At 63.9% G+C, this 23,276-nt stretch carries 28 protein-coding genes; 6 read left to right on the top strand and 22 right to left on the bottom strand.

The annotated features are described in order from the left end of the window. Positions 1-6: 6 nt before the first annotated feature. Together V1293_RS29315 and V1293_RS29310 are read right to left on the bottom strand one after the other, a co-directional pair. Positions 7-2,097, bottom strand: a complete 2,091-nt coding sequence (locus V1293_RS29315) for a M3 family metallopeptidase (RefSeq protein WP_334514380.1) — start codon at positions 2,095-2,097, stop codon at positions 7-9. Between the two features lie 45 nt (positions 2,098-2,142). Further along, positions 2,143-2,328 (bottom strand): hypothetical protein, encoded by a 186-nt coding sequence (locus V1293_RS29310; protein ID WP_334514378.1) that lies wholly within the window; start codon positions 2,326-2,328, stop codon positions 2,143-2,145. On the opposite strand from V1293_RS29310, the gene V1293_RS29305 reads away from it, so the two are divergent. From V1293_RS29305 to V1293_RS29280, 6 genes are all read left to right on the top strand, one after another. Next, positions 2,327-2,587, top strand: coding sequence for a hypothetical protein (locus V1293_RS29305; RefSeq protein ID WP_108521008.1), 261 nt, complete (start codon positions 2,327-2,329; stop codon positions 2,585-2,587). The two genes, V1293_RS29310 and V1293_RS29305, sit on opposite strands and share 2 nt — an antisense overlap. A gap of 646 nt (positions 2,588-3,233) precedes the next feature. Further along, positions 3,234-4,376, top strand: a complete 1,143-nt coding sequence (locus V1293_RS29300) for a type III PLP-dependent enzyme (protein WP_334514376.1) — start codon at positions 3,234-3,236, stop codon at positions 4,374-4,376. Positions 4,377-4,494: 118 nt separating this feature from the next. Then, positions 4,495-5,094, top strand: coding sequence for a GNAT family N-acetyltransferase (locus V1293_RS29295; protein ID WP_334514374.1), 600 nt, complete (start codon positions 4,495-4,497; stop codon positions 5,092-5,094). 269 nt (positions 5,095-5,363) lie between these two features. Continuing rightward, the gene (locus V1293_RS29290) at positions 5,364-5,753 is read left to right on the top strand and encodes a RidA family protein (protein ID WP_334514373.1); all 390 of its coding nucleotides are present in this window, start codon (positions 5,364-5,366) and stop codon (positions 5,751-5,753) included. Positions 5,754-5,795: 42 nt separating this feature from the next. Continuing rightward, entirely contained in the window at positions 5,796-7,226 is a 1,431-nt protein-coding gene (locus tag V1293_RS29285) for a homospermidine synthase (RefSeq protein WP_334514372.1), read from the top strand. A 191-nt stretch (positions 7,227-7,417) separates the two neighbouring features. Beyond that, positions 7,418-7,639, top strand: a complete 222-nt coding sequence (locus V1293_RS29280; RefSeq protein ID WP_334514370.1) for a hypothetical protein — start codon at positions 7,418-7,420, stop codon at positions 7,637-7,639. 21 nt (positions 7,640-7,660) lie between these two features. Here the strand turns inward: V1293_RS29280 and V1293_RS29275 are convergent, their stop codons facing one another. The 20 genes from V1293_RS29275 to V1293_RS29180 form a co-directional block, all read right to left on the bottom strand. Then, positions 7,661-8,401 carry an acetoacetate decarboxylase gene (locus V1293_RS29275; RefSeq protein WP_334514369.1) on the bottom strand — a complete coding sequence of 247 codons (741 nt, stop codon included), beginning with the start codon at positions 8,399-8,401 and terminating at the stop codon, positions 7,661-7,663. A 121-nt stretch (positions 8,402-8,522) separates the two neighbouring features. Beyond that, positions 8,523-9,260, bottom strand: a complete 738-nt coding sequence (locus tag V1293_RS29270) for an ABC transporter ATP-binding protein (RefSeq protein WP_334514367.1) — start codon at positions 9,258-9,260, stop codon at positions 8,523-8,525. Next, the gene (locus V1293_RS29265; protein ID WP_334514365.1) at positions 9,250-9,987 is read right to left on the bottom strand and encodes an ABC transporter ATP-binding protein; all 738 of its coding nucleotides are present in this window, start codon (positions 9,985-9,987) and stop codon (positions 9,250-9,252) included. The genes V1293_RS29270 and V1293_RS29265 overlap by 11 nt, the downstream gene beginning before the upstream one ends. Continuing rightward, on the bottom strand, positions 9,984-10,949 hold the full coding sequence (locus V1293_RS29260; RefSeq protein WP_334514363.1) for a branched-chain amino acid ABC transporter permease: 966 nt from the start codon (positions 10,947-10,949) through the stop codon (positions 9,984-9,986). The genes V1293_RS29265 and V1293_RS29260 overlap by 4 nt, the downstream gene beginning before the upstream one ends. Continuing rightward, complete coding sequence (locus V1293_RS29255) at positions 10,946-11,812, bottom strand: branched-chain amino acid ABC transporter permease (protein WP_334514362.1); 867 nt, start codon at positions 11,810-11,812, stop codon at positions 10,946-10,948. Before V1293_RS29255 ends, V1293_RS29260 begins: the two co-directional genes overlap by 4 nt. A 56-nt stretch (positions 11,813-11,868) precedes the next feature. Beyond that, a complete protein-coding gene (locus V1293_RS29250) occupies positions 11,869-13,113 on the bottom strand; it encodes an amino acid ABC transporter substrate-binding protein (RefSeq protein ID WP_334514361.1) in 1,245 nt (414 codons plus the stop codon). 91 nt (positions 13,114-13,204) lie between these two features. Next, the gene (locus tag V1293_RS29245) at positions 13,205-14,146 is read right to left on the bottom strand and encodes a dioxygenase family protein (protein ID WP_334514358.1); all 942 of its coding nucleotides are present in this window, start codon (positions 14,144-14,146) and stop codon (positions 13,205-13,207) included. A 233-nt stretch (positions 14,147-14,379) separates the two neighbouring features. Continuing rightward, the gene (locus V1293_RS29240; protein WP_334514356.1) at positions 14,380-14,715 is read right to left on the bottom strand and encodes a hypothetical protein; all 336 of its coding nucleotides are present in this window, start codon (positions 14,713-14,715) and stop codon (positions 14,380-14,382) included. A gap of 86 nt (positions 14,716-14,801) precedes the next feature. Continuing rightward, positions 14,802-15,818 carry a WD40 repeat domain-containing protein gene (locus V1293_RS29235; RefSeq protein ID WP_334514355.1) on the bottom strand — a complete coding sequence of 339 codons (1,017 nt, stop codon included), beginning with the start codon at positions 15,816-15,818 and terminating at the stop codon, positions 14,802-14,804. Further along, on the bottom strand, positions 15,818-16,873 hold the full coding sequence (locus V1293_RS29230) for a CobW family GTP-binding protein (RefSeq protein ID WP_334514353.1): 1,056 nt from the start codon (positions 16,871-16,873) through the stop codon (positions 15,818-15,820). The genes V1293_RS29235 and V1293_RS29230 overlap by 1 nt, the downstream gene beginning before the upstream one ends. 17 nt (positions 16,874-16,890) lie before the next feature. After that, positions 16,891-17,781 carry a metal ABC transporter substrate-binding protein gene (locus V1293_RS29225; protein ID WP_334514352.1) on the bottom strand — a complete coding sequence of 297 codons (891 nt, stop codon included), beginning with the start codon at positions 17,779-17,781 and terminating at the stop codon, positions 16,891-16,893. A 2-nt stretch (positions 17,782-17,783) separates the two neighbouring features. Continuing rightward, the gene (locus tag V1293_RS29220; RefSeq protein ID WP_334514350.1) at positions 17,784-18,653 is read right to left on the bottom strand and encodes a metal ABC transporter permease; all 870 of its coding nucleotides are present in this window, start codon (positions 18,651-18,653) and stop codon (positions 17,784-17,786) included. Continuing rightward, positions 18,653-19,408 carry a metal ABC transporter ATP-binding protein gene (locus V1293_RS29215; protein ID WP_334514348.1) on the bottom strand — a complete coding sequence of 252 codons (756 nt, stop codon included), beginning with the start codon at positions 19,406-19,408 and terminating at the stop codon, positions 18,653-18,655. The genes V1293_RS29220 and V1293_RS29215 overlap by 1 nt, the downstream gene beginning before the upstream one ends. Positions 19,409-19,410: 2 nt before the next feature. Beyond that, positions 19,411-19,620, bottom strand: a complete 210-nt coding sequence (locus tag V1293_RS29210; RefSeq protein WP_334514346.1) for a hypothetical protein — start codon at positions 19,618-19,620, stop codon at positions 19,411-19,413. Between the two features lie 402 nt (positions 19,621-20,022). Beyond that, complete coding sequence (locus tag V1293_RS29205) at positions 20,023-20,187, bottom strand: hypothetical protein (protein WP_334514345.1); 165 nt, start codon at positions 20,185-20,187, stop codon at positions 20,023-20,025. Positions 20,188-20,226: 39 nt separating this feature from the next. After that, a complete protein-coding gene (locus V1293_RS29200) occupies positions 20,227-20,580 on the bottom strand; it encodes a HepT-like ribonuclease domain-containing protein (protein ID WP_334514343.1) in 354 nt (117 codons plus the stop codon). Beyond that, positions 20,570-20,866, bottom strand: coding sequence for a nucleotidyltransferase family protein (locus V1293_RS29195; RefSeq protein ID WP_334514341.1), 297 nt, complete (start codon positions 20,864-20,866; stop codon positions 20,570-20,572). Before V1293_RS29195 ends, V1293_RS29200 begins: the two co-directional genes overlap by 11 nt. 119 nt (positions 20,867-20,985) lie before the next feature. Next, positions 20,986-21,489, bottom strand: coding sequence for a hypothetical protein (locus V1293_RS29190; RefSeq protein ID WP_334514340.1), 504 nt, complete (start codon positions 21,487-21,489; stop codon positions 20,986-20,988). Further along, entirely contained in the window at positions 21,486-22,091 is a 606-nt protein-coding gene (locus tag V1293_RS29185) for a permease (protein WP_334514338.1), read from the bottom strand. Before V1293_RS29185 ends, V1293_RS29190 begins: the two co-directional genes overlap by 4 nt. Positions 22,092-22,606: 515 nt before the next feature. Continuing rightward, a complete protein-coding gene (locus tag V1293_RS29180) occupies positions 22,607-23,203 on the bottom strand; it encodes a superoxide dismutase (RefSeq protein ID WP_334357997.1) in 597 nt (198 codons plus the stop codon). Between the last annotated feature and the right edge of the window lie 73 nt (positions 23,204-23,276).

The raw sequence follows: 23,276 nt of genomic DNA, 5'->3' as shown, positions 1-23,276 counted from the left end.
GTCACCTCAGGCCGCCGGTGTTGTTTCGAGCAGGCCCCGACGCCGCAACAGCGCGTCGGCCTCCGGCTCGCGACCGCGGAAGGCGACATAGGCCTCCTCCGGCTCGCGCGAGCCGCCCGACGAATAGATGTCGTCGTGCAGGCGTTTGGCGGTTGAGGGATCGAAGATGTCGCCGGCCTCCTCGAAGGCGCCAAAGGCGTCGGCGTCCATCACTTCCGACCACATGTAGCTGTAATAGCCGGACGCATAATGATCGCCGGAAAAAATATGACCGAACTGCGTGGGCCGGTGCCGCAGCGCGATTTCCGCGGGCATGCCGATCTTTTCCAATTCGGCCTTCTCGAATGCCGAAACATCCCGGCTGGCCGCGGCCGGCTGGGTGTGGAATTCGAGGTCGATCAGCGCCGAGGAGACGAATTCCACGGTGGCAAAGCCCTGGTTGAACTTGCGGGCAGCCAGGAAGCGGGCCAGCAGGTCGTCCGGCAGCGGCTCGCCGGTCTGGTAGTGTTTTGCGAACTGCCGCAGCACCTGCGGCTGCTCCTGCCAGTGCTCGTAGAGCTGCGAGGGCAGCTCTACGAAATCGGTGAACACGGATGTCCCCGACAGCGAGGGATAGGTCACGTTGGACAGCATGCCGTGCAGGCCATGGCCGAATTCGTGGAATAGCGTCCGCGCATCGTCCGGCGACAGCAGCGACGGCTCACCGCCGGCCCCCTTGGCGAAGTTGCAGACATTGATGATCAGCGGGGCGATCTCGCCGTCGAGCTTCTGCTGGTCGCGCAGCGAGGTCATCCAGGCGCCGGAGCGCTTTGAGGGCCTGGCGAAGTAATCGCCGTAGAACAGCGCCTTGTGCTTGCCGTCGGCGTCCTTGACCTCCCAGACCCGGACGTCCGGATGCCAGACCGGGACGTCCTTCCGCTCCGAGAAGGTGATCCCGAACAGGCGGGTGGCGCAGTCGAAGGCGGCCTCGATCATGTGGTCGAGAACCAGATAGGGCTTGATCGCGGCGTCGTCGAAATTGGCGCGGCGCTGGCGCAGGATTTCGGAATAATAGCGCCAGTCCCACGGCGCGAGGGTGAAGTTGCCGCCTTCCTCCGCGATCAACTCCTGCAACGCGTCGCGGTCGGCGAGCGCCCGCGCCCGCGCGGGCTTCCAGACCCGCTCCAGCAGGCTGCGGACGGCTTCCGGCGTCTTGGCCATGGAATCCTCCAGCCGGTAGGCGGCGTAGGTCGGATAGCCCATGATCCTGGCGGCCTCCTCGCGGAGCTCCAGGATCTCCACGATGGTGGCGTTGTTGTCGTTGGCGTTGCCATTGTCGCCGCGCGCGGTGAAGGCCTTGAAGACCTTCTCGCGCAGGTCGCGGCGCGACGAGCTCTTCAGGAACGGCTCCACCGAGGAGCGCGACAGCGTCACGATCGCCTTGCCTGCCATGCCCCGCTCTTCGGCCGCCGCCTTCGCCGCGGCGACGAACGCCTCGGGAAGCCCGGCGCGGTCGTCCTCGCCGAGCTCCATGAACCAGTCCTGCTCGTCGCCGAGCAGGTGGTGGCTGAACGAGGTGCCGAGCTGGGCCAGCCGCTCGTTGATCTCGGCCCGCCGCTTCTTGGCAACCTCGTCAAGGCCGGCGCCGGCGCGGTAGAAGTTGGTGTAGGTGCGCTCCAGCAGCCGCATCTGCTCAGCCGTCAGGCCGAGCGTGGCGCGCTTCTCGTGCAGCATCGCGATGCGGCCGAACAGCACCGCGTTCATCATGATCGGGTTCCAGTGCCGCGCCATCCGCAAGGAGACTTCCTTGTCGATCTCGAGAATCGCCGGATTGGAGTGCGCCGAGACCAGGTCGTAGAACACGGCTGCGACCTTGGAGAGCAGCTTGCCGGAGCGCTCCAGCGCCGTGATGGTGTTGGCGAAGTCCGGCAGGGTGGGGTCATGGCTGATCGCCGCGATCTCGGCGGCATGGTCGGCAAAGGCCTGCTCGAAGGCGGGCAGGAAGTGCTCCGGCTCGATCTCGGCGAAGGGCGGCGTCTCGAACGGCGCCTGCCACGGCTGAAGCAGCGGATTTGCTCCAGCTTCCGGAGCGGCTGCCGTCTGCAGGGTTTCTGACATCACAAATCCCGTCTTTTCCTCTGGAGCCCTCTCGGCCCTGATTGATCAGGGCCGGGCTCCAACCTTGTTTTGACGCGTTTTCTTTAGCGCGAACCGGTCGCCATTTCGCTTGAAAACGCTCTGGAACATGCGGCAATCTATATCACGCGATGCGGCATTTTTGGGCTTTTTGCGCTTGATAGATGGGGGCTTTTCGGAGAGATTGCGCCCCTTGAACAGGACCTTTTCCATGAGCCCACAGCCCGCTTCCACCTCCTCCCGCGCGATCGTCTGGCCGAGCGTCATCACCGTCATCTCGGCGGCGATCCTGATCGGCGCCGAAGTGTTCGGCGCGGCGTTTGCCGGCGGCTGGGCGCTCGCGATCCTGTTCGGCCTCGACGACACCGCCGCGCATATCCTCCAGGCGGTGCTGTTCGGGATCGGCGTGCTGATCATGGTGGCGTTCATCCGCGCCGCGCAACGCATCGAGCCGTTCTTCAAGCGCGCCTGACGCGCGTGTTCAAGAAAGCGCTGCGGCACAGGCGCTGCAGCGCTCGCGGAAATCTTAACGTCCATTCATGTTTGTTCATCGGCTGCGCGCGCCGAGAACCAATTTGTAAGCACGCATGGGGAAATTTGTCCCCAGCCTAAAAAAATTGTTGCGAAGCAGAATCAAAAGTCTTATTTCCAGCCTTGCCCAATTTCGCACGTGCCTGTGGTCGTGTGTCAGTCGGTAGGTATCCGGACAAGAGGCCGGACAGCCGCCAAGGGATGAAGAACCGAGGGTCGCTTCTGTTCGAGTGGCCAGCATCTCTCTCAAGAGATGCCGTTGAAGGTCTCTGCATCCTTTGCAACCGTGACTGGCAGCCGGAGGCGAACCGGCGCACCCCGCTCTCAACGGGGGACGCGACTTAAAGCAACGACGGATCGGGCTTTTTTGGTCTCTACCGGCATTCCAACGCCGGCGCGGGCTACTGAAAAGGCTTGTCCTTCATTGCCAGGTGTGCGGGCGGGAGCATTCCCAACCAATCCACGGCAGCACAATTCGGTCTGAGTTCGAGGCCTCGTCGCGTCTCCATCGTGCGACAACGCCGAAGCACTCATGTCCGAGATCAAAATTTGAACGGGTCCCGTCGCTGGGCCGTTTGGAGGGTGCTATGACCGAACGTATTCAGGAATTCCTGCGTAACCGCCGCAGCGAGGGCCAAGACACCGAGCCGTGCCTCGTGGTCGACCTCGAAGTCGTGCGCGACAATTACCAGACCTTTGCGAAGGCCTTGCCGGACAGCCGCGTGTTCTACGCGGTGAAGGCGAACCCGGCGCCCGAAGTGCTGCAGCTCCTGGCCTCGATGGGCTCGTGCTTCGACACGGCGACCGTCGCCGAGATCGAAATGGCGCTGACTGCAGGAGCGACCCCGGACCGCATCTCCTATGGCAATACGATCAAGAAGGAGCGCGACATCGCGCGCGCCTTCGCGCTCGGCATTCGCCTGTTCGCGGTCGACTGCGCTGCAGAGGTCGAAAAGATCGCGCGAGCCGCCCCCGGCGCAAAAGTGTTCTGCCGCATTCTGTATGACTGCGCAGGCGCCGAGTGGCCGCTGTCGCGGAAGTTCGGCTGCGACCCGGAGATGGCGGTCGAGGTGCTCGACCTCGCCAAGCGCCTGGGCCTGGAGCCGTGCGGCATCTCGTTCCATGTCGGCTCGCAGCAGCGCAAGGTGAAGGCGTGGGACCGCGCGCTGGCGATGGCCTCGACGGTGTTCCGTGACTGTGCGGAGCGCGGGATCAGCCTGTCCATGGTCAACATGGGCGGTGGATTCCCGACCAGGTACCTCAAGGACGTTCCTCCGGTCGTGCAATACGGCCGGTCGATCTTCCGTGCGCTGCGCAAGCATTTCGGCAACCAGATCCCGGAAACCATCATCGAGCCGGGCCGTGGCATGGTCGGAAATGCCGGCATCATCGAGACCGAAGTCGTTCTGATCTCCAAGAAGAGCGACGAGGACGAGGTGCGCTGGGTGTATCTCGACATCGGCAAGTTCGGCGGTCTCGCCGAGACGATGGACGAGTCGATCCGCTACGCCATCCGCACGCCGCATGACGGCGCGGACATGACGCCGTGCGTGCTCGCGGGGCCGACCTGCGACTCTGCCGACGTGCTGTACGAGAAGCTGCCGTATCCGCTTCCGGTGACGCTCGAGATCGGCGACAAGCTCTTGATCGAAGGCACCGGGGCGTACACGTCGACCTACTCGTCGGTGGCGTTCAACGGCATCCCGCCGCTGCGGACCTACCACATCTGACGCCTCGTTTGAGGCTCGAATAACGGGAGCCGGTGCGCCGGCTCCCTCCCCTGCACATCCGAATTCAAGACAACGCTTCGCGCGGCTTGCCTGCCGTGGAAGCGGGGACTGACGTGCCATGACTGCTTTGCGGAAGACCACTGCTGTCCTCGCCACTGACGCCGCTCCGTTCGCGATCCGCAGCGAGCAGGCCTCGGACGTCGCTGCGCGCGAGGCGCTGCTGGATGCCTGCTTTGGCGAAAATCGCCATATGCGCACCTGCCAGCGCCTGCGCGACGGACGCGCGCCCGCCGAAGGCCTCAGCCTGTCGGCGGTCGCGCAGGGCCGCCTGGTGGGCACCGTGCGGTTGTGGCACGTCAGCGCCGGCGGCCAGCCGGCGCTCATGCTCGGCCCGCTGGCGGTGGAGGCTTCCTGCCGCCAGCTCGGCGTCGGGGCTGCGCTGATGGACCACGCGCTCGCGGCGGCGAAGGCGCGTGGCCATCGCGCGGTAATCCTGCTGGGCGATGCGCCCTATTACGCCCGTTTCGGCTTCTCGCACCGGAAGACCGGCGGGCTGTCGCTGCCGGGTGCGTTCGAGCGCGACCGGCTGCTCGGCCTGGAGCTGTGTGAGGGCGCGCTCAGTGGCGCCTGGGGCATGATCGCGCCGACCGGCGCGCCGCTGCCCAAGACGAAGGCAGCCCGGGTGAGAAGGGCACTGCTCGTGCCGCGCGTGGCGTAGCGCCATGCCGGAGACCCCTCCTGAGAAAGGCGCCGGCGCGCGCCCACGCCTCCGTAGCGTCATCACCACAGTGCTCCTGATCGTGATCTCGGTCATGATCGTGCGGGACCTCCTGGTGCGCCGCTGGGGCGGCTCCGCGCCCCCGGCTTCCGATGTTGTCAGGCCATCCCGGTAGTCCCGCGAGGGGTTGCGCGCACAGGCGAAAAGCCCTTAAACCGCGCCAAACCCGCCCCGGATCATCCCCAGTCCTTCCCACGATCGAGGTTCCGATGCCCCGTCGCCTGATCTCCACCGGCTCGCCGTTCGAGAAGACCGCCGGCTACAGCCGCGCCGTCATCGACGGCGACTTCGCCTTTGTCGCCGGCACCACCGGCTACGATTACGCCACCATGACGATGCCGGCGGATGTCACGAGCCAGTCACGGAACTGCTTCAAGACCATCGAGGCCGCCCTGAAGGAAGGCGGTTTCGCGATGGCCGACATCGTCCGCGCGACGTATTACATCACCGACCATGCGGACGCGGATGCCCATTTCGCCGTTTGCGGCGAGGTCCTCGGCGACATCCGCCCCGCCGCTACGCTTCTCGTCGTCGCGGGCCTCTACAAGCCCGAGATGAAGATCGAGATCGAAGTGACCGCGAAGCGCCGCACCGCCTGATCCCACCTTCACGACAGACCGTACCTTTCCGGAGACCCACTTATGAGCCCGTCCGCGCCAATCCATGCGAAAATTTCCGGCCCCATTGTCATGATCGGCTTCGGCTCGATCGGCAAAGGCACGCTGCCCTTGATCGAACGCCACTTCGATTATGACAAGTCGCGCTTCGTCATCATCGATCCGCATGAGGACGGCGAGCTCGCCAAGCAGCACGGCGTGCGCTTCATCAAAGAGGGTATCACTCGCGAGAACTACCGCGAGGTGCTGGTGCCGCTGCTCACCGCCGGCGGCGGCCAGGGTTTTTGCGTCAACCTTTCGGTCGATACTTCGTCGGTCGACATCATGACGCTGTGCCGCGAGATCGGCGCGCTCTACATCGACACCGTCGTGGAGCCGTGGCTCGGCTTCTATTTCGACAAGAAGATCGGCCCGGAGAAGCGCTCCAACTATGCGCTGCGCGAGACGCTGCTGGCGGCCAAGCACAAGAGCCCGGGCGGCACCACCGCGGTCTCCACCTGCGGCGCCAATCCCGGCATGGTGTCGTGGTTCGTCAAGCAGGCGCTGCTCGACATCGCCCGCGATACAGGTCTGACGATCAACGAGCCGCAGAGCCGCGAGGGCTGGGGCCAGCTCGCGCAAAAGCTCGGCGTCAAGGGCATCCATATCGCCGAGCGCGACACCCAGCGGTCGAAGAAGCCGAAGCTGATGAACGTGTTCGTCAACACCTGGTCGGTCGAGGGCTTCGTTTCCGAGGGCATGCAGCCGGCCGAACTCGGCTGGGGCACGCATGAGAAGTGGATGCCGGAGAACGGCCGGGCGCACACCGAGGGCTGTGGCGCCGCCATCTATCTGCTACAGCCGGGCGCCAACACGCGCGTGCGCTCGTGGTGCCCGACACCGGGCGCGCAATATGGCTTCCTCGTCACCCATAACGAGTCGATCTCGATTGCGGACTATTTCACCGTGCGCGACGGGTCGAAAGTGGTCTATCGCCCGACCTGCCACTACGCCTATCACCCGGCCAACGACGCCGTGCTGTCGCTACACGAGATTTTCGGCGCGACCGGCAAGATGCAGTCGAAGTGGCACATTCTGGACGAGAACGAGATCGAGGACGGCATCGACGAGCTCGGCGTGCTGCTCTACGGCCACGGCAAGAACGCCTATTGGTACGGCTCGCAGCTCTCGATCGAGGAAACCCGCCGCATCTGCCCCTACCAGAACGCCACCGGCATGCAGGTGTCCTCGGCCGTGCTGGCCGGCATGGTCTGGGCGCTGGAAAACCCGGAAGCCGGCATCGTCGAGGCCGACGAGATGGATTTCCGCCGCTGCCTCGAAATCCAGATGCCGTATCTCGGCCCAGTGAAGGGTTTTTACACCGACTGGACGCCGCTGTCGGACCGTCCGGGCCTGTTTCCGGAAGACATCGACACGTCGGATCCCTGGCAGTTCAGGAATGTGCTGGTGCGCTGAGGTAACCCCGACGCCTTCCCGGCGGGATGTGTGCACCTGCACACATCCCGCCACGTAGGACTACGCATAGGAACCCGGTCCCTAGTAACCCTCGATTAATCCAATCGCGCAATCCTGAGGGGTAAATTCTGCGAGGGCCCCAGGCCGTCGCCGCAGTCTTTCAGCGACGGCTCCCGGTTGGAGCGACCAACATGCGCGTCATTATTGCTATCGTCCTGTCGGCCGCGGGGCTGGCTGCGTGCACGCCTGAGAGCAATAACGACGTCACCGGCTCGATCGACAACTGCGCCCGCAAGCTTTACAGCCAGTACAATCCCAAGGACATCAAGCAGTGCGTCGCGGTGTGCATCGCCTGCGAGCGCGGCGTGACCACGACCTGCTCGACCGCCTGCACGCTAAGAGGCGCGCAGTAAGCGCCGCCAAAAGCCCGCGCGTCACTTCGCCATGTAATCAAACGCGACCGTCCCGAGGCCGAGCGTCAGATCGGCCTTGAAATGCAGCGCGGAGACCACTTCGCGCACCGGCAGCCGCGCCACGTCGCAAAGTGCATGCGGGAACAGGCCGAGCGCCGCGGGGCCGGTCCATGCTTCCTTCAGCGTGATGTCTTCCAGATAATAGCGAACCAGTTCGCAGATCTGCGGGGTGCCGTCGACATGCGGGATGATCTTGAGCATGAAGTTTGGCGCCTTCATCGCCTTCAACACCGTGTCGTGGTCAACCGGGCGATGCTTGTAGCCCATGGTGGCGGAGGCGCACAGCACCGAGCCGTAGTGCAGCGTGCCGACCAGCACGTCGCTCTCGACGGCGATTTTCGGCGAAGCCAGTTTCTTCGGGAAGCCCCAGAGCTCGCGGCCGCCGGCGATCGGTCCCTCGTCGTCCAGATACATCGAATGAACGTAGACGCCCTCCTCTCCCTCCAGGCGGACCGGGATCACCTGGCCGGTTTCGGTGTAATCGCCGAAGCCGGTTGAATCAGGCATGCGGATGAATTCGTATTTCACGACCGCCTCAGTGACTTCGAGCGGCTCGGGCACCACGGCGGCAAGCGCATCGGGATCGGTGCGATAGGTGATGATGAAATATTCGCGGTTGAAGAAACGATACGGCCCCGGCGGGAATGACGGGTTGGTCAGCGGCATCGAATAGGCGGTTCGCCTGACATCGTCGATCTTCATCGCTTGCCTCATCTGTCGTCTGCACTGACGCGATGACAGATTATGGGGCAGCGGACGGCAACAGGCGAGGCTGTAAAACCGGCAGAACGGCGCAGACACCGTCACGATGCCGTTATATCCGTCAGGCGACGCCGCCGAGATAGAGCCGCTTGACGATATCGTTGGCCTTCAACTCGTCGACCGACTGGGCCGCCACCGCGATCTCGCCATGCACGATGATGTAGCCGCGGTCGGCGATCCGGATCGCCTGGTTGAAATTCTGCTCGGCCATCAAGACCGTAAGTCCCACGCGCTGCTTGAGTTCGCCGATCTTGGTAATCGTCTGCGAGACCAGAAGCGGCGACAGCCCGACCGAGGGTTCGTCGATCAGCAACAGGCGTGGCGAGGACATCAGCGCGCGCGCAATCGCGAGCATCTGCTGCTGTCCGCCGGACATGGTTCCGGCGAGCTGGTTGCGGCGCTCCTTGAGGGCCGGAAAAGTCTCGAACGCCAGCGCGAGATTTTGCCGGATAGCGCTGCGGGCCACTTTCCGGAAGGCGCCCAGCATCAGGTTTTCCGTGACCGTCAGCTTGGGAAACAGCCGCCGTCCCTCCGGCACCAGCGCCACGCCGAGATCGACGATCGCTTCAGGCGAGAGTTTGGTCAGATCGTGCGCCTGGCCGTCGATCGAAAGCGACAGCCGGCCGCGATCCGGACGGACCAGGCCCATGATGCATTTCATCAGCGTGCTTTTGCCGTTGCCATTGGTGCCGAGCAAGGCAACGGTTTCGCCGGCCTCGACATGGAGCGTCACGCCGCGCAGCGCCTTGACGGCGCCGTAGCCGGCGTCGAGGCCCTCGATGGCAAGGCTAAGTGCCAAGATAGGCCTCCTGCACCCGCTTGTTGGCCATCACCTCGGCCGGCGCACCGATCGCGATGATTTTTCCGGCGTCGAGGCACATCACCCGTTCGGAAAAGCGCATCACCGCCTGCATGATGTGCTCGATCATGATGATGGTGATGTGCTCCTCACCGAGGCTGATCAGGAGGTCCAGCACCTCGTCGACTTCGGACGAGGAAAGTCCCGCCATGGCCTCGTCGGAGATCAAAAGCTTCGGCCGCACCGCCATCGCACGCGCGAGCTCCATCTTGCGCAATTCCACCTGGCTCAGCGTATCGGTCGGCGCGCCGGCCTTCGACGCGAGGCCCATCCGCGTCAGGATCGACATCGCGACGTCTTCCTCCGGCACGCTCGAACCGACCTTGGCAAAGTCGAGCCCGACCATGAGGTTTTCCAGCACCGTCATGCTCTTGAACGGCCGCGGGATCTGAAAGCTGCGGGCGATGCCGCGGCGTGCCCGCAAATGCGGCGGCAGTTGGGTAATGTCCTCGCCGCAGAACACCACGCTGCCGACCTGCGGACGCAGCGCGCCGGAAATGCAGTTGATCAGCGTGGTCTTGCCGGAGCCGTTCGGGCCGATCAGGCCGAACCGTTCGCCTTTCCTGATATCGACGCTGATATTGTCGAGCGCGGTGAAACCGCCGAAGGTCTTGGTAAGGGTCCCCACTTGCAGCAGGGGCGTGTCAGGCGCGGCGGCCGGCGTCATGGCTTGCCTCCCGCGCGCAGGCGATAGCGCGGCCGCAACAGGCCGATGATGCCCTTGGGCGCGCCGACCACGAACAGCACCAGCATGATGCCGAGCACCAGCACGTTGACCTCCGAGGAGATGGTGACGGCGAGAAGCTGCTGCGTCGAGCCGAGCAGGATGGCGCCGAGCACCGGGCCGATCCAGTGCGCGGTTCCGCCGATCAGCGCCATCGCAAGCGCCGACACCGAGTAGCTCAAATTGAATGCCGATGAGGGATCGGCATATTGCAGGTACATGGCGGCGGGCGCGCCGGCCGCGGAAATCAGCGCGCCCGATATCATGCAGGCGACCAGTTTCAGCTTCAGGGTCGGCACACCCGTGCATTCGGCGGCGAGTTCGTCGTCCCTCAGCGCCTGCAGGCCGCGGCCGATCCGGGAATTCTGGATGTAGCGCGCGATCGCAACGGCCGTGACCGCGAGGAGCGCCTGCACGAAGAACAGCATCTTCACGTAACTGTCGAACGGCGCCATCACCGGCGGCCGCTGGATCTGGATCCCGGCCGCGCCGCCGACGAACCGCCAGTTCATCACGAATGTCTCGATGATGATCGCGAGCGCAATCGTCGCGATCGAGAAGAAGATGCCGCGCATCCGTAAGGTCAGGAGGCCAACGCCAAAACCGAGCGCCATGCCGACCACCGCGGCGACCGCGATCTGCACCACCAGCGGCGCTCCCGTCGCCTTGAACAGGGCGACCGCGGTGTAGACGCCGACGCCGAAAAAGGCGTTGGTGCCGAAATTGACGTAACCGGCATAACCGCCCAGGATGCTCCAGGCGACCGCGAGCGCGATGAATTGCAGGATGACGTAGCCGGCGAAGAACGGATATTCGTTGCGGACGATCTGGGTCATCGACAGCACGGCGACGAGGAAGACGACCACGCCGGCCCAGAATGCGATGGTGTGGCGATGCTTCGTCATCGGCCGAGCAGACCTTGCGGCCGGACGGCGAGCACGCCGAGCAGCATCGCGAACGAGATCGCCGGCGCCCAGGAGGCGCCGAACATCGTCAGCACGATCGATTCGGCGACGCCGAGGATGATGGCGGCGATCAGCGTGCCGCTGATGCTGCCGAGCCCGGCCATGACCACGACGCAGAAGGTGCGCCCGATATAGGCTCGGTCGAGCGTCGGCTCGACCGGCGCCACGATGATCAGCAGCGCGCCGGCGATCCCGAGCACGGCGGTGGCAATGCCGAAGGCAAATTGCTTGATGCGGACCGGATTGGCGCCCATCAGCCGCAGCGCCTCCTCGTCCTGCGCGACGGCGCGGATCGCGCGGCCCATGAAGGTTTTCGACAGATACACCGCGAGCAGCACCGTCAGCCCCAGCGCCACCGCGAACGCCACCAGTTGCCGGATCGGTATCCGGAACTCGCCGAACCGCCACGACTTGCCGATATAGGTCGCCGAGACCGAGCGCTGGTCGACGCCGAAATGAAGGATGATCAAAACCTCGATGATGAAGGCGATGCCGAAGAAAAACGCGATGCCGCGCACGGCGGCGTCGCTGCCGCGCTTCTCGAAGGTTTCGTAATAAACGCGGTAGGCAAGCAGGCCGAACAGGAAGAACAGCGGCGTTATCGCGAGCCCCGCCAGCAGCGGATCGATGTCGTAGCTCTCGTTGAGCTGGTACACGCCGTAGGAGGCGAGCACCAGGAAGGCCGGATGCGCGACGTGGGGCACGTCGAGCAGTCCGAACGAGACGGACAACCCGACGCTGACGGCTGCATAGAAGCAGCCGAGCAGCACCCCAAGCACGACAGCACCTAGCAGCAGGTCCATCGAAAACAATTCAGATCCCCCTTGGCCCGTTCTGGACCGGAAAAAAGGCCGCTAGCCTATTTGCGCGCAGCCTCGAAGGGACTGATGAGATTTCCAGTCTTCAATTTATCCGGGAACAGGATCACCTGCTTGCCGGAGGAGCGGAACTGTTCGATGTCCTTGTCCTTCACGCCCCGGAACTGCGCCTGCAGCGTCGCGGTTTCCTTGCGCTCGCCATCCGCCGAAAACGCGATCGGCCCGACGATGGTCTTGTGCTCGTTCTCGCGCAGATATTTGGCGATGCCCTTCTGGTCGAGCGACTTGGTCGCACCGACCGCCGCGTCGATCATCTGGCCCATCGCATAGCCGAACGGCGCCAGGTAATAGCCGAGCGGATCGACCTTGGCCTCGATGGCGCGCTTGGTGTACTTCTCGAAAAACTCCTTGGTGCCGTCGAAATACATGCTGGGTTCCGGCAGCCAGGTGTTGTAGTTGACGACGCCGTTGAGCAGCGAACCCAGATTGGACATCACGGCCGCGAACTGCAGGCCAACCATGCCGCCGCCGAAAATCTTGACATCGTCGCCGATCCCGATCTCGTTCACGGCGCGCAGGATGCCGGCTGAATCCGGTGGATAGGACGCGACATAAACGATGTCGGGCTTGGCGGCCTTGAGCGCGCGGATGATGGAGGCGAATTCCACCGTGTTCGGCGGATAGGACTGGTCGAACACAACCGGGAGGTTACGCTTCTTGGCGACCTCGCGCGCCGTCAGCGCAAGGTTCTGGGCGAATTCCTGGTCCGCCGTCAGCAGCGCCATGTTTTTGCCGCCGGCCTTCTGTGCGATATCCAGGAACGAGGCCGCCCAGCTATCGGCCGGTCCCCAGGGCGCATTGTTGAACCACATGTCGTGGCCGACCTTGCTGTTCACCTGGAACGAGAAATTCCCCATCAGCAGCAGGCCGCGCTGCTTGACGAACGGCATGATCGGCGCGGTCGGCACGGTTGCGTAGGGCGCGAACAGCAGATCGACCTTGTCGACGTCGACCAGCTTGGCGTAGATCGCCGGCGTCTCGGATGCGCTCGACTTGTCGTCGTAGACGACCAGTTCGACCTTGCGGCCGAGCAGGCCGCCCTTGGCGTTGATGTCGTCGCGCCAGATCTCGATGCCAAGCAGCGAAGCCTTGCCGCCACCGGCGAGGCCGCCGGTTTGCGGCATCGACATGCCGATCTTGATCGGCGGCTGCTGCGCCAGGGCACGCGACCCCTGCCCAACCACCGCGACGGCCATCGCGCCGCCGAGAAATGTCCTGCGTTTCATTGATTCCCCCTCATTTGTGGTTGTTATCAATCATTTCGACTCCGCCGGATCTCTGCCCGGTCGCTGCGAATGGTTGGTGTTCAGGCCGAGATTATTTGGCTCCCACCGGCGCGGATTCGTTTTTGGCCGATTTTTTCATGATCGCCGACGGATCGGCGCCGACGCGCCCACTGGTCTTGTCGGCGGCGCTTTCGCGCGACAGCCGCATGTCGAAGCGGATACTGGGCATACCCTTGATCGGGCAGTCCGGATCGTTTGCCACCACGTCGACGGCGAGATCGCCGGACGAACCAAACACGACGTCATCGGCGAGATGGGGATCGTCGCGCAGATAGAGCGCGGTGACCAGTTCGCGGTAGCCAGGCGCGCCGACCAGGAAGTGAATATGCGCCGGCCTCATGCCATGCCGCGCCTGCGCCTTCACCATGGCGCCGACCGGCCCATCCATCGGGATCGAATAGCCGAGCGGCTTGACGGTGCGCAGCACATAGAGGCCGTCCGCATCGGTTGCGAACACGCCGCGATAATCGACCGATGTCGCGCTGGCCTGAATGTCGTAGAGGCCGTCGGCGCCGGTTTGCCAGATCGAAACGGTGGCGTTGGCTACCGGCTTGCCGGTGGCATCGGTGACGCGGCCATAAAGCACGCATTCGCTCTCAGGCTTCGGATTCCTGGCGATCGAACTGCCGGCGGCAAGCGTCGGCGTGGCCTCGCGATAAAACGGGCCGAGCAGGCTGGTATGGGTGGCTTCCTCCAGCGCAGTGGCGTCGTGCAGGCCGTTGACGAGCGCGGAGAGGCCGAGCGTGTCGGACAGCAGGATGAATTCCTGCCGCTCCGGCGAACACATCTTGCCGGCGGCGGTCATGAATTCGATGCCCTTGATCCATTCCGCCGGCGTCAGATTGACCTCGCGGGCGAAGGCATGGAGGTGCTTGACCGCCGACGCCATGATCGTCTTCAAGCGTGGGTCCGGCGTTGTCGACATCTGGTCGAGCACGGCGTCCGTGATCGTTTCCGGCGTTAACTCACGCATGCGTCACTCCCTGAGCTACCGGCGCTTATTCGACCTGCCGGCTGTTATTGCAGCAAGCCTAACCGCTTGTTGGGGATCAACACAAGGCGTTCGGAGGCGGCGCGTGCGCCCCCTCCTACGAATTGATACGAGGCGACGGCGGCACTTGGCTGCACAATGATGCGTCAGAGCGCACCGCGGTTTCGCGCGACCCACGATTTTGCGATTGCACAATCGGGACCGCGCAAGTGGGATCACTTCTCGCGGATCGGCGGCGCCACCTTTTCCGCCGGCGCCGGCGGCAGCGCGGGCTGAGCGCCCTGCTTCTGCGCGTCCGGGTCGGGACGGGCCGGCTGCGGCGGAATCTCTGACGGCCGTTGGCCGGTCGTGCCCGGTTCGGGCGGCGCGGGCGGTTTCGTTTCCGCGCCCGGCGTAGATTGCGTCGGCTGCGTCGCCTGCGCGATTTTCTGGGGATCGCGCGCGCTGAGCGCGGTCAGCGCAAGCGCTGAAACGGCCAGACCGGCCGCGATCAGCGCGGACGCGAGCAGCATCTCCCGTCGGTATTCGCGTTGGCGGTCATCGGCAGGCATGTCGTTCAACCCCACGAAATTGTTCGCGAGATCAACGGCCGGCGGGGCGCATGGTTCCGCGGGGAACCAGTGCCTGTCCGAAACACCTAAAATTCGAGGATTCCGGCGTCGCCATCCTCGGTGCCGAAGGCGAGCAGCGTGCCTTTCGCGTTCCAGGCCAGCGCCGAGACCGGCTCGCTGCCATTGCGACGCACCAGAATTTCCGCGCCGTCCTCGAGCCGCACGATCAGCACGGTGCCGTCGCCATAGCCCGCGGCCATGATGTCCTGCTTCGGATGACAGGCGACCATGGAGACGCGCGCCTGCAGCGGCGCCAGCATGGCGGGCTCCTTGCCCATCGGACCGTCCTTGCTGGCGAACGGCCAGATGATCACGGTGTCGGCGCCAGAGGTGGCGAGGCCCTTGCCACCCGCGCTCCACGACATCGAACGGACGCGGCCGGGATAGCCGCTCATCCGCATGTGCCTGTTATCGGCAAGCCGCCAGCCGTGCAGCGCCGGCTCATGCATGGCGGTGACGAGGAATTTGTTGTCGGGGCTGAAGGTGACGGCGAGATGCGAGCCGGCCCATTCCAGAAACTCCGGCTTCGCCGCCATGTTGGGAAACCACAGCGTCACGCCGTTGTAATGGGCGACCGCTACGCGTAATCCCTTGGGCGCGAAGGCAAGCCCGCCGACGGTCGAGGGCGCATCGAAACTTTTTTCCTCGCCCTTGCCGCTGCGGACGAACGCGGTCTTGCCGGCCGACCAGGCCGCGGCGCCATCGGGATGCAGCGCGACGTTATCGATCCAGCGCCGTTTTGCGTCGGTCGCCAGCACCGACGTTTCGCCCTTTGCGTTCAGTGCGACGACCTTGCCATCGTCGCCACCGGTGACGATGCGCTTGCCGTCAGACGCCGCACACAGGACGGCGCCGCCATGGATGGCGACCTTCGAGACTTCGCCCGCCAGGTTCACCATCGCCGCGTGCTCCTCGGCGCCGACAAACACCGCGGCATCGCCGAGGAAATAGATCGAGCTGACGGGCATGCCGACCGGCAACGCCCGCACCTGGTCGGTGAGGGAAGCGATGGAGGGCATTTCGCCCGGATCAAACTCTTTCATCACGTGACGATACAGCTTTCAAAGCCGTCGCGGATCATCTGCTCCGGCAATTCACGGCCGATGAAGACGACGCGGCTTTCGCGCGTTTCGCCGTCCTTCCACTTCCGCTGGTGATCGCCTTCCAGCATCATGTGCACGCCCTGGAATACGTAACGGTCGTCGTCGTCGGTGAAGGCGAGGATGCCCTTCGAGCGCAAAATCTTCTGGCCCTCGGTGGCGACGAGGTTTTGCAGCCACGGCATGAACATAGTCGGGTCGAGCGGCTTGTCCGATCGTAGCGACACCGATTGCATCTCCTCGTCATGGTAATGCTTCAGGCCGCCATGGCTGTGGCCGTGATCGTGGTGATTGTGATCATGGCCGTGGTGATGATCATGGTCATGATCGTGACCGTCGCCGGCGTCGAGGAATTCCGGCTCGATCTCGAGAATGCGATCGAGATCGAACGCGCCACGTTCCAGCACGTCCGACAGCGCGACCTTGCAGCGTTCGGTGCGGTGCAATTTTGCATACGGATTGATGCCGCGGATCCGGGCTTCGACCTCGGCGAGCTCCGGCCTGGAAACGAGATCGGTCTTGTTCAGCACGATCACGTCGGCAAAGGCGATCTGGTTCTTGGCTTCAGGGGCGTCCTTCAACCGGTCGCTCAGCCATTTCGCGTCGGCCACCGTAACCACCGCGTCGAGCCGCGCGTTCTTCTGCACGTCCTCATCGACGAAAAAGGTTTGCGCCACCGGCGCCGGATCGGCAAGCCCTGTGGTCTCGACGATGATGGCGTCGAACTTGCCCTTGCGCTTCATCAGGCCGTCGAGAATGCGCACGAGGTCGCCGCGGACGGTGCAACAGACGCAGCCATTGTTCATCTCGAAGACTTCTTCATCGGCGCCGATGATCAGATCGTTGTCGATGCCGATCTCGCCGAATTCGTTGACGATGACGGCGTATTTCTTGCCGTGGTTTTCCGACAGGATGCGGTTCAAAAGCGTGGTCTTGCCGGCGCCGAGATAGCCCGTCAGCACGGTCACTGGAATTTTCTGGGACGAAGGTTCAGACATAACGGCTCCGGAGATATTCAGCGTATGGGGCCAGGACTATACCCAATCCCGTTCCTCAGGGCCCTTATATTGTGCCTTACCATATCAATGTAAGTGGGGGCGTCGCCCTTTTCGTCAGTCAAACTGTCCGAGTAAAGGGTGCCACCAATCCTGGCGCCAGTCTCCGCGGAGATCCGCTCGATCAGGCGCGGATCGCTGATATTTTCCAGAAAAACCGCCGGAATTTTCCTGGTTTTGATTTGGGTGATGATCCCGGCAATATCCCGGGCACTCGGCTCGGACTCGGTTGAGACGCCGCGTGGCGCGATGAACTCGATACCGTAGGCTTTTGCGAAATAGCCAAAGGCAGTATGGGTCGAAATCACCTTGCGACGCTCCGGCGGGACTGACTCGACCCACGGGCCCATCTCGCTCTCAAGGGCGTCGAGCTTCACCCGATAGGCTTCGGCATTGGCCTCGAAAAGCGCCGCATCCGCGGGAGCTGCCGCGCTGAGCGCATTACGAATATTGTAGACGTATGTTTTGGCATTGGCGACTGTTTGCCATGCATGCGGGTCGGTACTGGAGCCGAGCTTGAGCGGCGTAATGTTGGTGCTTGCCACAACAACCGTTGCCTTGCTGCCGGATGATTGCACCAGCCGCTGCATCCAGCCCTCGAACCCAAGCCCGTTGACGAATACGAGCTTCGCATCCGCCACCTTTTTCGCATCCGCCGGCGTCGGCACATAGACATGCGCGTCGCTGTTGGGGCCGACCAGCGTGGTGACGTTGACGCGATCGCCGCCGACATTGCTGACGAAATCGCCAAGGATCGAGAAGCTGGCGACGACGTTCAGGCGCTCCTGCGCCCGCACTGGGCCGCTGACCGCAATCAATCCCAAACAGATAAGCCAGCACAGCCGCCGCATCTTCACGCCTCGAGATGACGGCCGGGAAACAGCTGCCGCACCAGTCCGCTGACATTGCCGAACAACAGCGACGCCAGATAGAGCCCCGCGGCGACGAGTATGATCGCCGGCCCCGAGGGAATCCGGGTCTGGAACGACAGCACCAGCCCGGCATAGCCCGACACGATGGCGCTGGCGACCGCGATGCAGATCATGCCGGTGATGTCGCGCGACCAGAACCGTGCGATGCCGGCGGGCAGGATCATCAACCCGACGCCGAGCAGCGTGCCGAGCGCGTGAAAGCCGTTGACGAGGTTGATCACGACCAGCGCCAGAAACGCCAGATGCGCGGGCGCGCCGGCGCGCGAGACGGTGCGCAGGAACACCGGATCGACGCATTCGATCACCAGCGGCCGGTAGATCACAGCCATCACCAGGAGCGTAACGGTGGCGTTGAACGCGATCACCAAGAGCGTCTGGTCGTCCATCGCGAGAATGTTGCCGAACAGCACATGCAGCAGATCGATATTGGTGCCCTTCACGGAAACGATAGTGACGCCGAGCGCCAATGACACCAGATAAAAGGTCGCGAGCGAGGCGTCTTCCTTCAGCTCCGTATTGCGCGCGACGAGGCCTGCGAGCAGCGCGACCGTAAAGCCCGCGATCAGCCCGCCCGTCGTCATCGCAAACAGATTGAGCCCGGAGACGAGGAAGCCGACCGCCGCCCCCGGCAGGATCGCATGCGCCATGGCGTCGCCTACGAGGCTCATCCGCCGCAGCATCAGGAACACGCCGATCGGCGCGGCGCCCAGAGCAAGCGCGATCACGGCGGCAAGCGCCCGGCGCATGAATTCGAATTCGGTGAAGGGCGCGATCAGCGCGTCGTAGAGCATCAGGCGGCCCGCGATGGCATGTCGTCCGCGCAGGCGGCGGCGGTGTCGTCGAACGCCTCGCACATCCGCAAGGCGACCATCAGGTTTTCCGCGGTCAGCACCTCAGCGGTCGCGCCCCACGCTACCGGCCCGCGCGCGAGCAGCAGGGTTTCCGGGAAATGGTCGCGCACCAGTTCCATGTCGTGCAGGGCGGCCAGCACGGTGCGGCCCTCGCCGTGCCAGCGCTTCACCAGCGCCAGCAGGTCGGCCGAGGTTTTGGCGTCGATGGCGTTGAACGGCTCGTCGAGCACGATCAGCCGCGCGTCCTGCAGCAGCACGCGCGCGAACAGCATGCGCTGCATCTGCCCACCGGACAGCGTGCCGATCGAGCGGTTTTCAAAACCGTTGAGGCCGACGGCGGCGAGCGCTCGCGTGATCTTGTCCCGCGCTGACTTGCCCATGCCGCCGAAAAAGCCGGTTGTGCGCCACAGGCCGGTGCCGACCAGATCGAACACCGAGATCGGGAAGGTTCGGTCGATGTCGACGCTCTGCGGCAGATAGGCGATGTCGCGGATGTCGAGGCCGCCGAGATCGATCGATCCCGAGAGCGGCTTCAAAATGCCGGCGAGCCCGCGAAACAGCGTCGACTTGCCGGCGCCGTTCGGCCCGATCACGGCCATCAGCGCGCCGGAAGCGACCTCGCCGGTGAGATGGTGCACCGCCGGGTGGCGGTCATAGCCGAGCGTGACGTTGCGGAATTTGAGCTGCGCCGCCATGCTCACCTCATCGCCACCAGTACGACAGCCCACAGCCCGGCACTGACCGCCAGCGCCGCGGCAAGGCGCGCGGTCACGGTCATGCGCAGGATCGACCAGGGCGCGGCCTGCGCCGGGTGCGGCGTCGCCGGGCCGTGGGAATGGGCGTGGCCGTGATGGTGGTGGTCCTGGGAATGGTCGTGAGGCATGGGGTGGACGTTATAATATAACATTACGGGAGTCCACGCAGTGGCATGGTCGTTGATCGGTATTCTCGAACGCCCAGGGGCCCGCCGTCGACCGTCTTCACCGCGAGGAGCGCTTGCGACGAAGCAATTCGAGCCGTCGCCATGCAAGAAGATCGTCATCCCTCGCGCATGCGGGGGATCCAGTACGCCGCGGCTTATCGGTTCCATCATTGACGTCTCTGGAATACTGGATCATTCGCCGGTGATGACAAGTGCCTGCGTGTCCGCGTTCTCGCGGCGCTGATCGCCCGAGGGGGTGATCTGCGAGTAGGCTAGTCACGGCCTGGAGTCGCCGTTTTACGCTGTCCGTGCCCTGCGGCTAACGAGCATCAATATAGTCGAGGATTTCGGCAAGCTGGCGGAGGGCCCGACGTGTGTAGCGGACCTTCACAGCCCATGCTTCGCCCAGACGGCGCGGACCTCTTCGTCTGTCGCGAACTCGCCACGCGCGGCTTCGGCCAGCGAATCGTCGATGTCTGCCTCTTCATCAGGCGTGAGAAAATAAGGCGCTTCGGTATCGCCGGGAGAGATCGGCCGAAGGGTTTTTGTCACAGCAGCCTTCCCCTCTGCGGGTTGATTACACACGCATGATCATATCTCACCTTCCGACGCCTTGATCTCGGCGACAACGGCAGCGAGCGGCGGGAGAAGATGTACCGTCACGGTCTCCCAGACATAAGACGCGGCGACGTTATCGTATTGATGCCGGTAGAAATTGCCGACGTCGCGGATCGATCGCCAGGGCAATTGGGAATGCCGATCGCGCAGATCATCGGGCAACCGGCGGCTCGCCTCCGATATGATTTCCAGCGCCCGCGTCACGGCATAGACGTGCAAACGCGACTCGTTGAATTCCTGGGCGGTCAATCCTTCGACAAATTCGCTGGCGAGCAGGATATTGTCCCGAATGTCGTACAAAGCCAGCTTGACGGACTCAGAACGCATAGATGGCTTCGCGCTCGGCGATCGGCTTCACATGAGATTTGAGCGTAACGCGGTTCGAAACATCGACACGCACCGGAAACAGATCCTCGATGCTGTGAACGATACCGACGTATTTGAAAACATCCATCCCAACGTCTGGCGCGATCTCAACCAGAATATCGATGTCGCTGTCGGGCCGGGCGTCGCCGCGGGCGCGGGAGCCAAACAGGGCGGCATGGCTCACGCCTTGAGCCTTCAAGGCGGCTTCATGCTCGCGCAGCCGGGCTAGAATGTCCTGTTTGTCCATAGAAAGCATTCTACCAGAACCGCAGTCTCCGGGCAGTTCAAAACGCCTCGTCCCCCGCCTATTCTCTACGAGATGGAAAATACTTTATTGTCAATAGCTTGAGAGCCCCCCTTCGGCCCTCATGGCTTCCCGATCAGCATCGCGATCGCCGCCGCCAGAAACGGAAACGGCACCGAGACCGCCGCGCGGAACCAGACGAACCGGGCCGGCATGAACGGGATCTCCCAGAGGATCATGCGCTGGAACGCGAACAGCGCCCAGGCGACGACATAGGCGATCACTTGAGGAGTGCCGCCGCCGACCTTCAGCGCCACCGCGCCGATCGAGAAGCCGACCACCGGGCCGCCGGGCGTGGCCGCGCCGGCGATCACCGCGGTCAACACGCCGAACCAGCCGCTGTCAGGCCCGAGCCAGCCGGTGATGACTTCCGGCGGGATGACGGCGGCGATGTAGCCCGAGCCGATCACGCCGAGCGCGATGCGCGGCACGATGTTGATGAAGTCCATGCTGCCTTCGCGGACCGACGACACCAGCACGACCCGGCCGCGCCGCCAGGCCATGAAGCCGAGAATGGCGACCGAGCCCCACAGGGTGACGTCGATGATCAGCGCGGAGAGGGTCATGCCGGCGGCTCCGGCTCGCCCTTCGGGTACATCCGCACAAAGACGATGCGGCCGAGCGCGCCTGCGAGAACAGGAATCGGCAGCGAGATCACGATCCGCCACAGCGTGAAATCCGTGCCGAGAATCGGCAATTCCCAGGCGACCGCGCGGCCGTAGCCGATCAGCGTCCAGCTTACGACCATGGCGATGGTAGCGCCGAAATCGGCGCCGACGGTGAGCAGCGCCGCCGCCACCGGATAGGCGGTGAAGGGACCACCGGGCAGGATCGCGCCGAACGCCGTTCCGATCAAAAGTCCCTTCAGGCCCGAGTTCGGCCCCAGCGCCCGCGAGACTTTGTCGTGCGGCAGAATTTCCGCAATGAAGCCGCCGAGCAGGCAGCCGGCCAGCACGCGGGGGATGATTTCCCCGAACAGCCAGAGATCATGGGTGAGGATCTTGAGCACGCCATCGATGCCGTCGCGCCGCCAGACCAGGCCTGCGCAAACCGCGACCAGCGCGCCGATCACGATCATCGACCAGCCGACCGGCTTGCGCTTGGGGCGCGGCGCGGTGTCTGCGGCGTCATCGGCAGGCGCCGGATCTTTTATCTGATGTTCTGACAAGACGATGGGGTTGGCAGGTGATGCGAATCCACCCTGCTTAGTCCCGCCATTGTGGCGACGCAAACGGAAGCTCGCACGATACCCATGCGCATCTCAGGCATGCCCATGCGAGAGCGTCACGCCGCCCGGCTAGTTGCGGGCGTTCAGGTGAAGTGGCGGACCAGCGCGAGACCGCCGAACAGCCCGGCATCGAGAACACGACCGAGCCGACCACGTAGAGCGCGGCAAGGCCCGGTTCGCCGCGCTCGCATAGCAGCGCCGCATCCGAGACACCCGGCATGCCGCTTGTGCCGCAGGCAAGCGGTCCGCGCAAGGATCGGGACGGCGCGAGGCCAACGAAAAAGGGCGGCGGCCACAGCCACCGCCCTTCGAAATTTACTCCGCTGTCATTCCGGGGCAGCCCGCAGGGCTGAACCCGAAATCCATTTCACGGCAGCGCACGCGGCCCGATCGATTCTCCGATGTGCAATTGCACATCGTAGCTCGCGCTATGCGCGCCCCGGCATGACGGAGCGTCACACCTTGCCGAACAGCTCGTCGACGTAGTCCCAGTTGATCAGGTGATCGCAAAACGCCTTCAGATAGTCGGGACGGCGGTTGCGATAGTCGATGTAGTAGGAGTGCTCCCAGACGTCGCAGCCAAGGATCGGCGTGGCGCCATGGACCAGCGGGCTTTCGCCGTTCGCGGTCTTGGAGATTTCGAGCTTGCCGTTCTTCACCGACAGCCAGCACCAGCCGGAGCCGAACTGACCGACGCCGGCGGCGGCGAAATCGGCCTTGAACTTGTCGAGACCGCCGAGGTCCTCGGTGATCTTCTTTTCCAGACGGCCGGGCAGCTTGCTGCCGCCGCCATTCGGCTTCATCCAGTTCCAGAAATGCAGGTGGTTGTAGTGCTGGCCGGCATTGTTGAAGACGGCCGGATTCTTGCCGAACGAACCCTTGACGATCTCCTCCAGGGACTTGCCTTCGAATTCGGTCCCCTTGATCGCGTTGTTTCCGTTGGTCACGTAAGCCTGGTGATGCTTGTCGTGGTGGTATTCCAGCGTTTCCTTGGACATGTGGGGCGCAAGGGCGTCGTGGGAATAGGGGAGATTGGGCAGCGTGAAGGTCATGGGGTGATGTCCGAACTGATGGGAGACTTGGTCTGGTCTAACGGGAACTCTTATAGAAGGTTCCATTGCGCAT

Source organism: Bradyrhizobium sp. AZCC 1693 (genome assembly GCF_036924745.1).
In the GTDB taxonomy this organism is placed as follows: domain Bacteria; phylum Pseudomonadota; class Alphaproteobacteria; order Rhizobiales; family Xanthobacteraceae; genus Bradyrhizobium.
The sequence above is the reverse complement of the archived record's forward strand: the minus strand, read 5'-3'. Positions and strand labels throughout refer to the sequence as shown.

What these genes read in the sequence shown, in the direction of transcription:
- V1293_RS29315 (WP_334514380.1), bottom strand. Translation starts at nt 2,097, where the DNA reads ATGTCAGAAACCCTGCAGACGGCAGCCGCTCCGGAAGCTGGAGCAAAT.
- V1293_RS29305 (WP_108521008.1), top strand. Translation starts at nt 2,327, where the DNA reads ATGAGCCCACAGCCCGCTTCCACCTCCTCCCGCGCGATCGTCTGGCCG.
- V1293_RS29310 (WP_334514378.1), bottom strand. Translation starts at nt 2,328, where the DNA reads ATGGAAAAGGTCCTGTTCAAGGGGCGCAATCTCTCCGAAAAGCCCCCA.
- V1293_RS29300 (WP_334514376.1), top strand. Translation starts at nt 3,234, where the DNA reads ATGACCGAACGTATTCAGGAATTCCTGCGTAACCGCCGCAGCGAGGGC.
- V1293_RS29295 (WP_334514374.1), top strand. Translation starts at nt 4,495, where the DNA reads ATGACTGCTTTGCGGAAGACCACTGCTGTCCTCGCCACTGACGCCGCT.
- V1293_RS29290 (WP_334514373.1), top strand. Translation starts at nt 5,364, where the DNA reads ATGCCCCGTCGCCTGATCTCCACCGGCTCGCCGTTCGAGAAGACCGCC.
- V1293_RS29285 (WP_334514372.1), top strand. Translation starts at nt 5,796, where the DNA reads ATGAGCCCGTCCGCGCCAATCCATGCGAAAATTTCCGGCCCCATTGTC.
- V1293_RS29280 (WP_334514370.1), top strand. Translation starts at nt 7,418, where the DNA reads ATGCGCGTCATTATTGCTATCGTCCTGTCGGCCGCGGGGCTGGCTGCG.
- V1293_RS29275 (WP_334514369.1), bottom strand. Translation starts at nt 8,401, where the DNA reads ATGAAGATCGACGATGTCAGGCGAACCGCCTATTCGATGCCGCTGACC.
- V1293_RS29265 (WP_334514365.1), bottom strand. Translation starts at nt 9,987, where the DNA reads ATGACGCCGGCCGCCGCGCCTGACACGCCCCTGCTGCAAGTGGGGACC.
- V1293_RS29260 (WP_334514363.1), bottom strand. Translation starts at nt 10,949, where the DNA reads ATGACGAAGCATCGCCACACCATCGCATTCTGGGCCGGCGTGGTCGTC.
- V1293_RS29255 (WP_334514362.1), bottom strand. Translation starts at nt 11,812, where the DNA reads ATGGACCTGCTGCTAGGTGCTGTCGTGCTTGGGGTGCTGCTCGGCTGC.
- V1293_RS29250 (WP_334514361.1), bottom strand. Translation starts at nt 13,113, where the DNA reads ATGAAACGCAGGACATTTCTCGGCGGCGCGATGGCCGTCGCGGTGGTT.
- V1293_RS29245 (WP_334514358.1), bottom strand. Translation starts at nt 14,146, where the DNA reads ATGCGTGAGTTAACGCCGGAAACGATCACGGACGCCGTGCTCGACCAG.
- V1293_RS29240 (WP_334514356.1), bottom strand. Translation starts at nt 14,715, where the DNA reads ATGCCTGCCGATGACCGCCAACGCGAATACCGACGGGAGATGCTGCTC.
- V1293_RS29235 (WP_334514355.1), bottom strand. Translation starts at nt 15,818, where the DNA reads ATGAAAGAGTTTGATCCGGGCGAAATGCCCTCCATCGCTTCCCTCACC.
- V1293_RS29230 (WP_334514353.1), bottom strand. Translation starts at nt 16,873, where the DNA reads ATGTCTGAACCTTCGTCCCAGAAAATTCCAGTGACCGTGCTGACGGGC.
- V1293_RS29225 (WP_334514352.1), bottom strand. Translation starts at nt 17,781, where the DNA reads ATGCGGCGGCTGTGCTGGCTTATCTGTTTGGGATTGATTGCGGTCAGC.
- V1293_RS29220 (WP_334514350.1), bottom strand. Translation starts at nt 18,653, where the DNA reads ATGCTCTACGACGCGCTGATCGCGCCCTTCACCGAATTCGAATTCATG.
- V1293_RS29215 (WP_334514348.1), bottom strand. Translation starts at nt 19,408, where the DNA reads ATGGCGGCGCAGCTCAAATTCCGCAACGTCACGCTCGGCTATGACCGC.
- V1293_RS29210 (WP_334514346.1), bottom strand. Translation starts at nt 19,620, where the DNA reads ATGTTATATTATAACGTCCACCCCATGCCTCACGACCATTCCCAGGAC.
- V1293_RS29200 (WP_334514343.1), bottom strand. Translation starts at nt 20,580, where the DNA reads ATGCGTTCTGAGTCCGTCAAGCTGGCTTTGTACGACATTCGGGACAAT.
- V1293_RS29195 (WP_334514341.1), bottom strand. Translation starts at nt 20,866, where the DNA reads ATGGACAAACAGGACATTCTAGCCCGGCTGCGCGAGCATGAAGCCGCC.
- V1293_RS29190 (WP_334514340.1), bottom strand. Translation starts at nt 21,489, where the DNA reads ATGACCCTCTCCGCGCTGATCATCGACGTCACCCTGTGGGGCTCGGTC.
- V1293_RS29180 (WP_334357997.1), bottom strand. Translation starts at nt 23,203, where the DNA reads ATGACCTTCACGCTGCCCAATCTCCCCTATTCCCACGACGCCCTTGCG.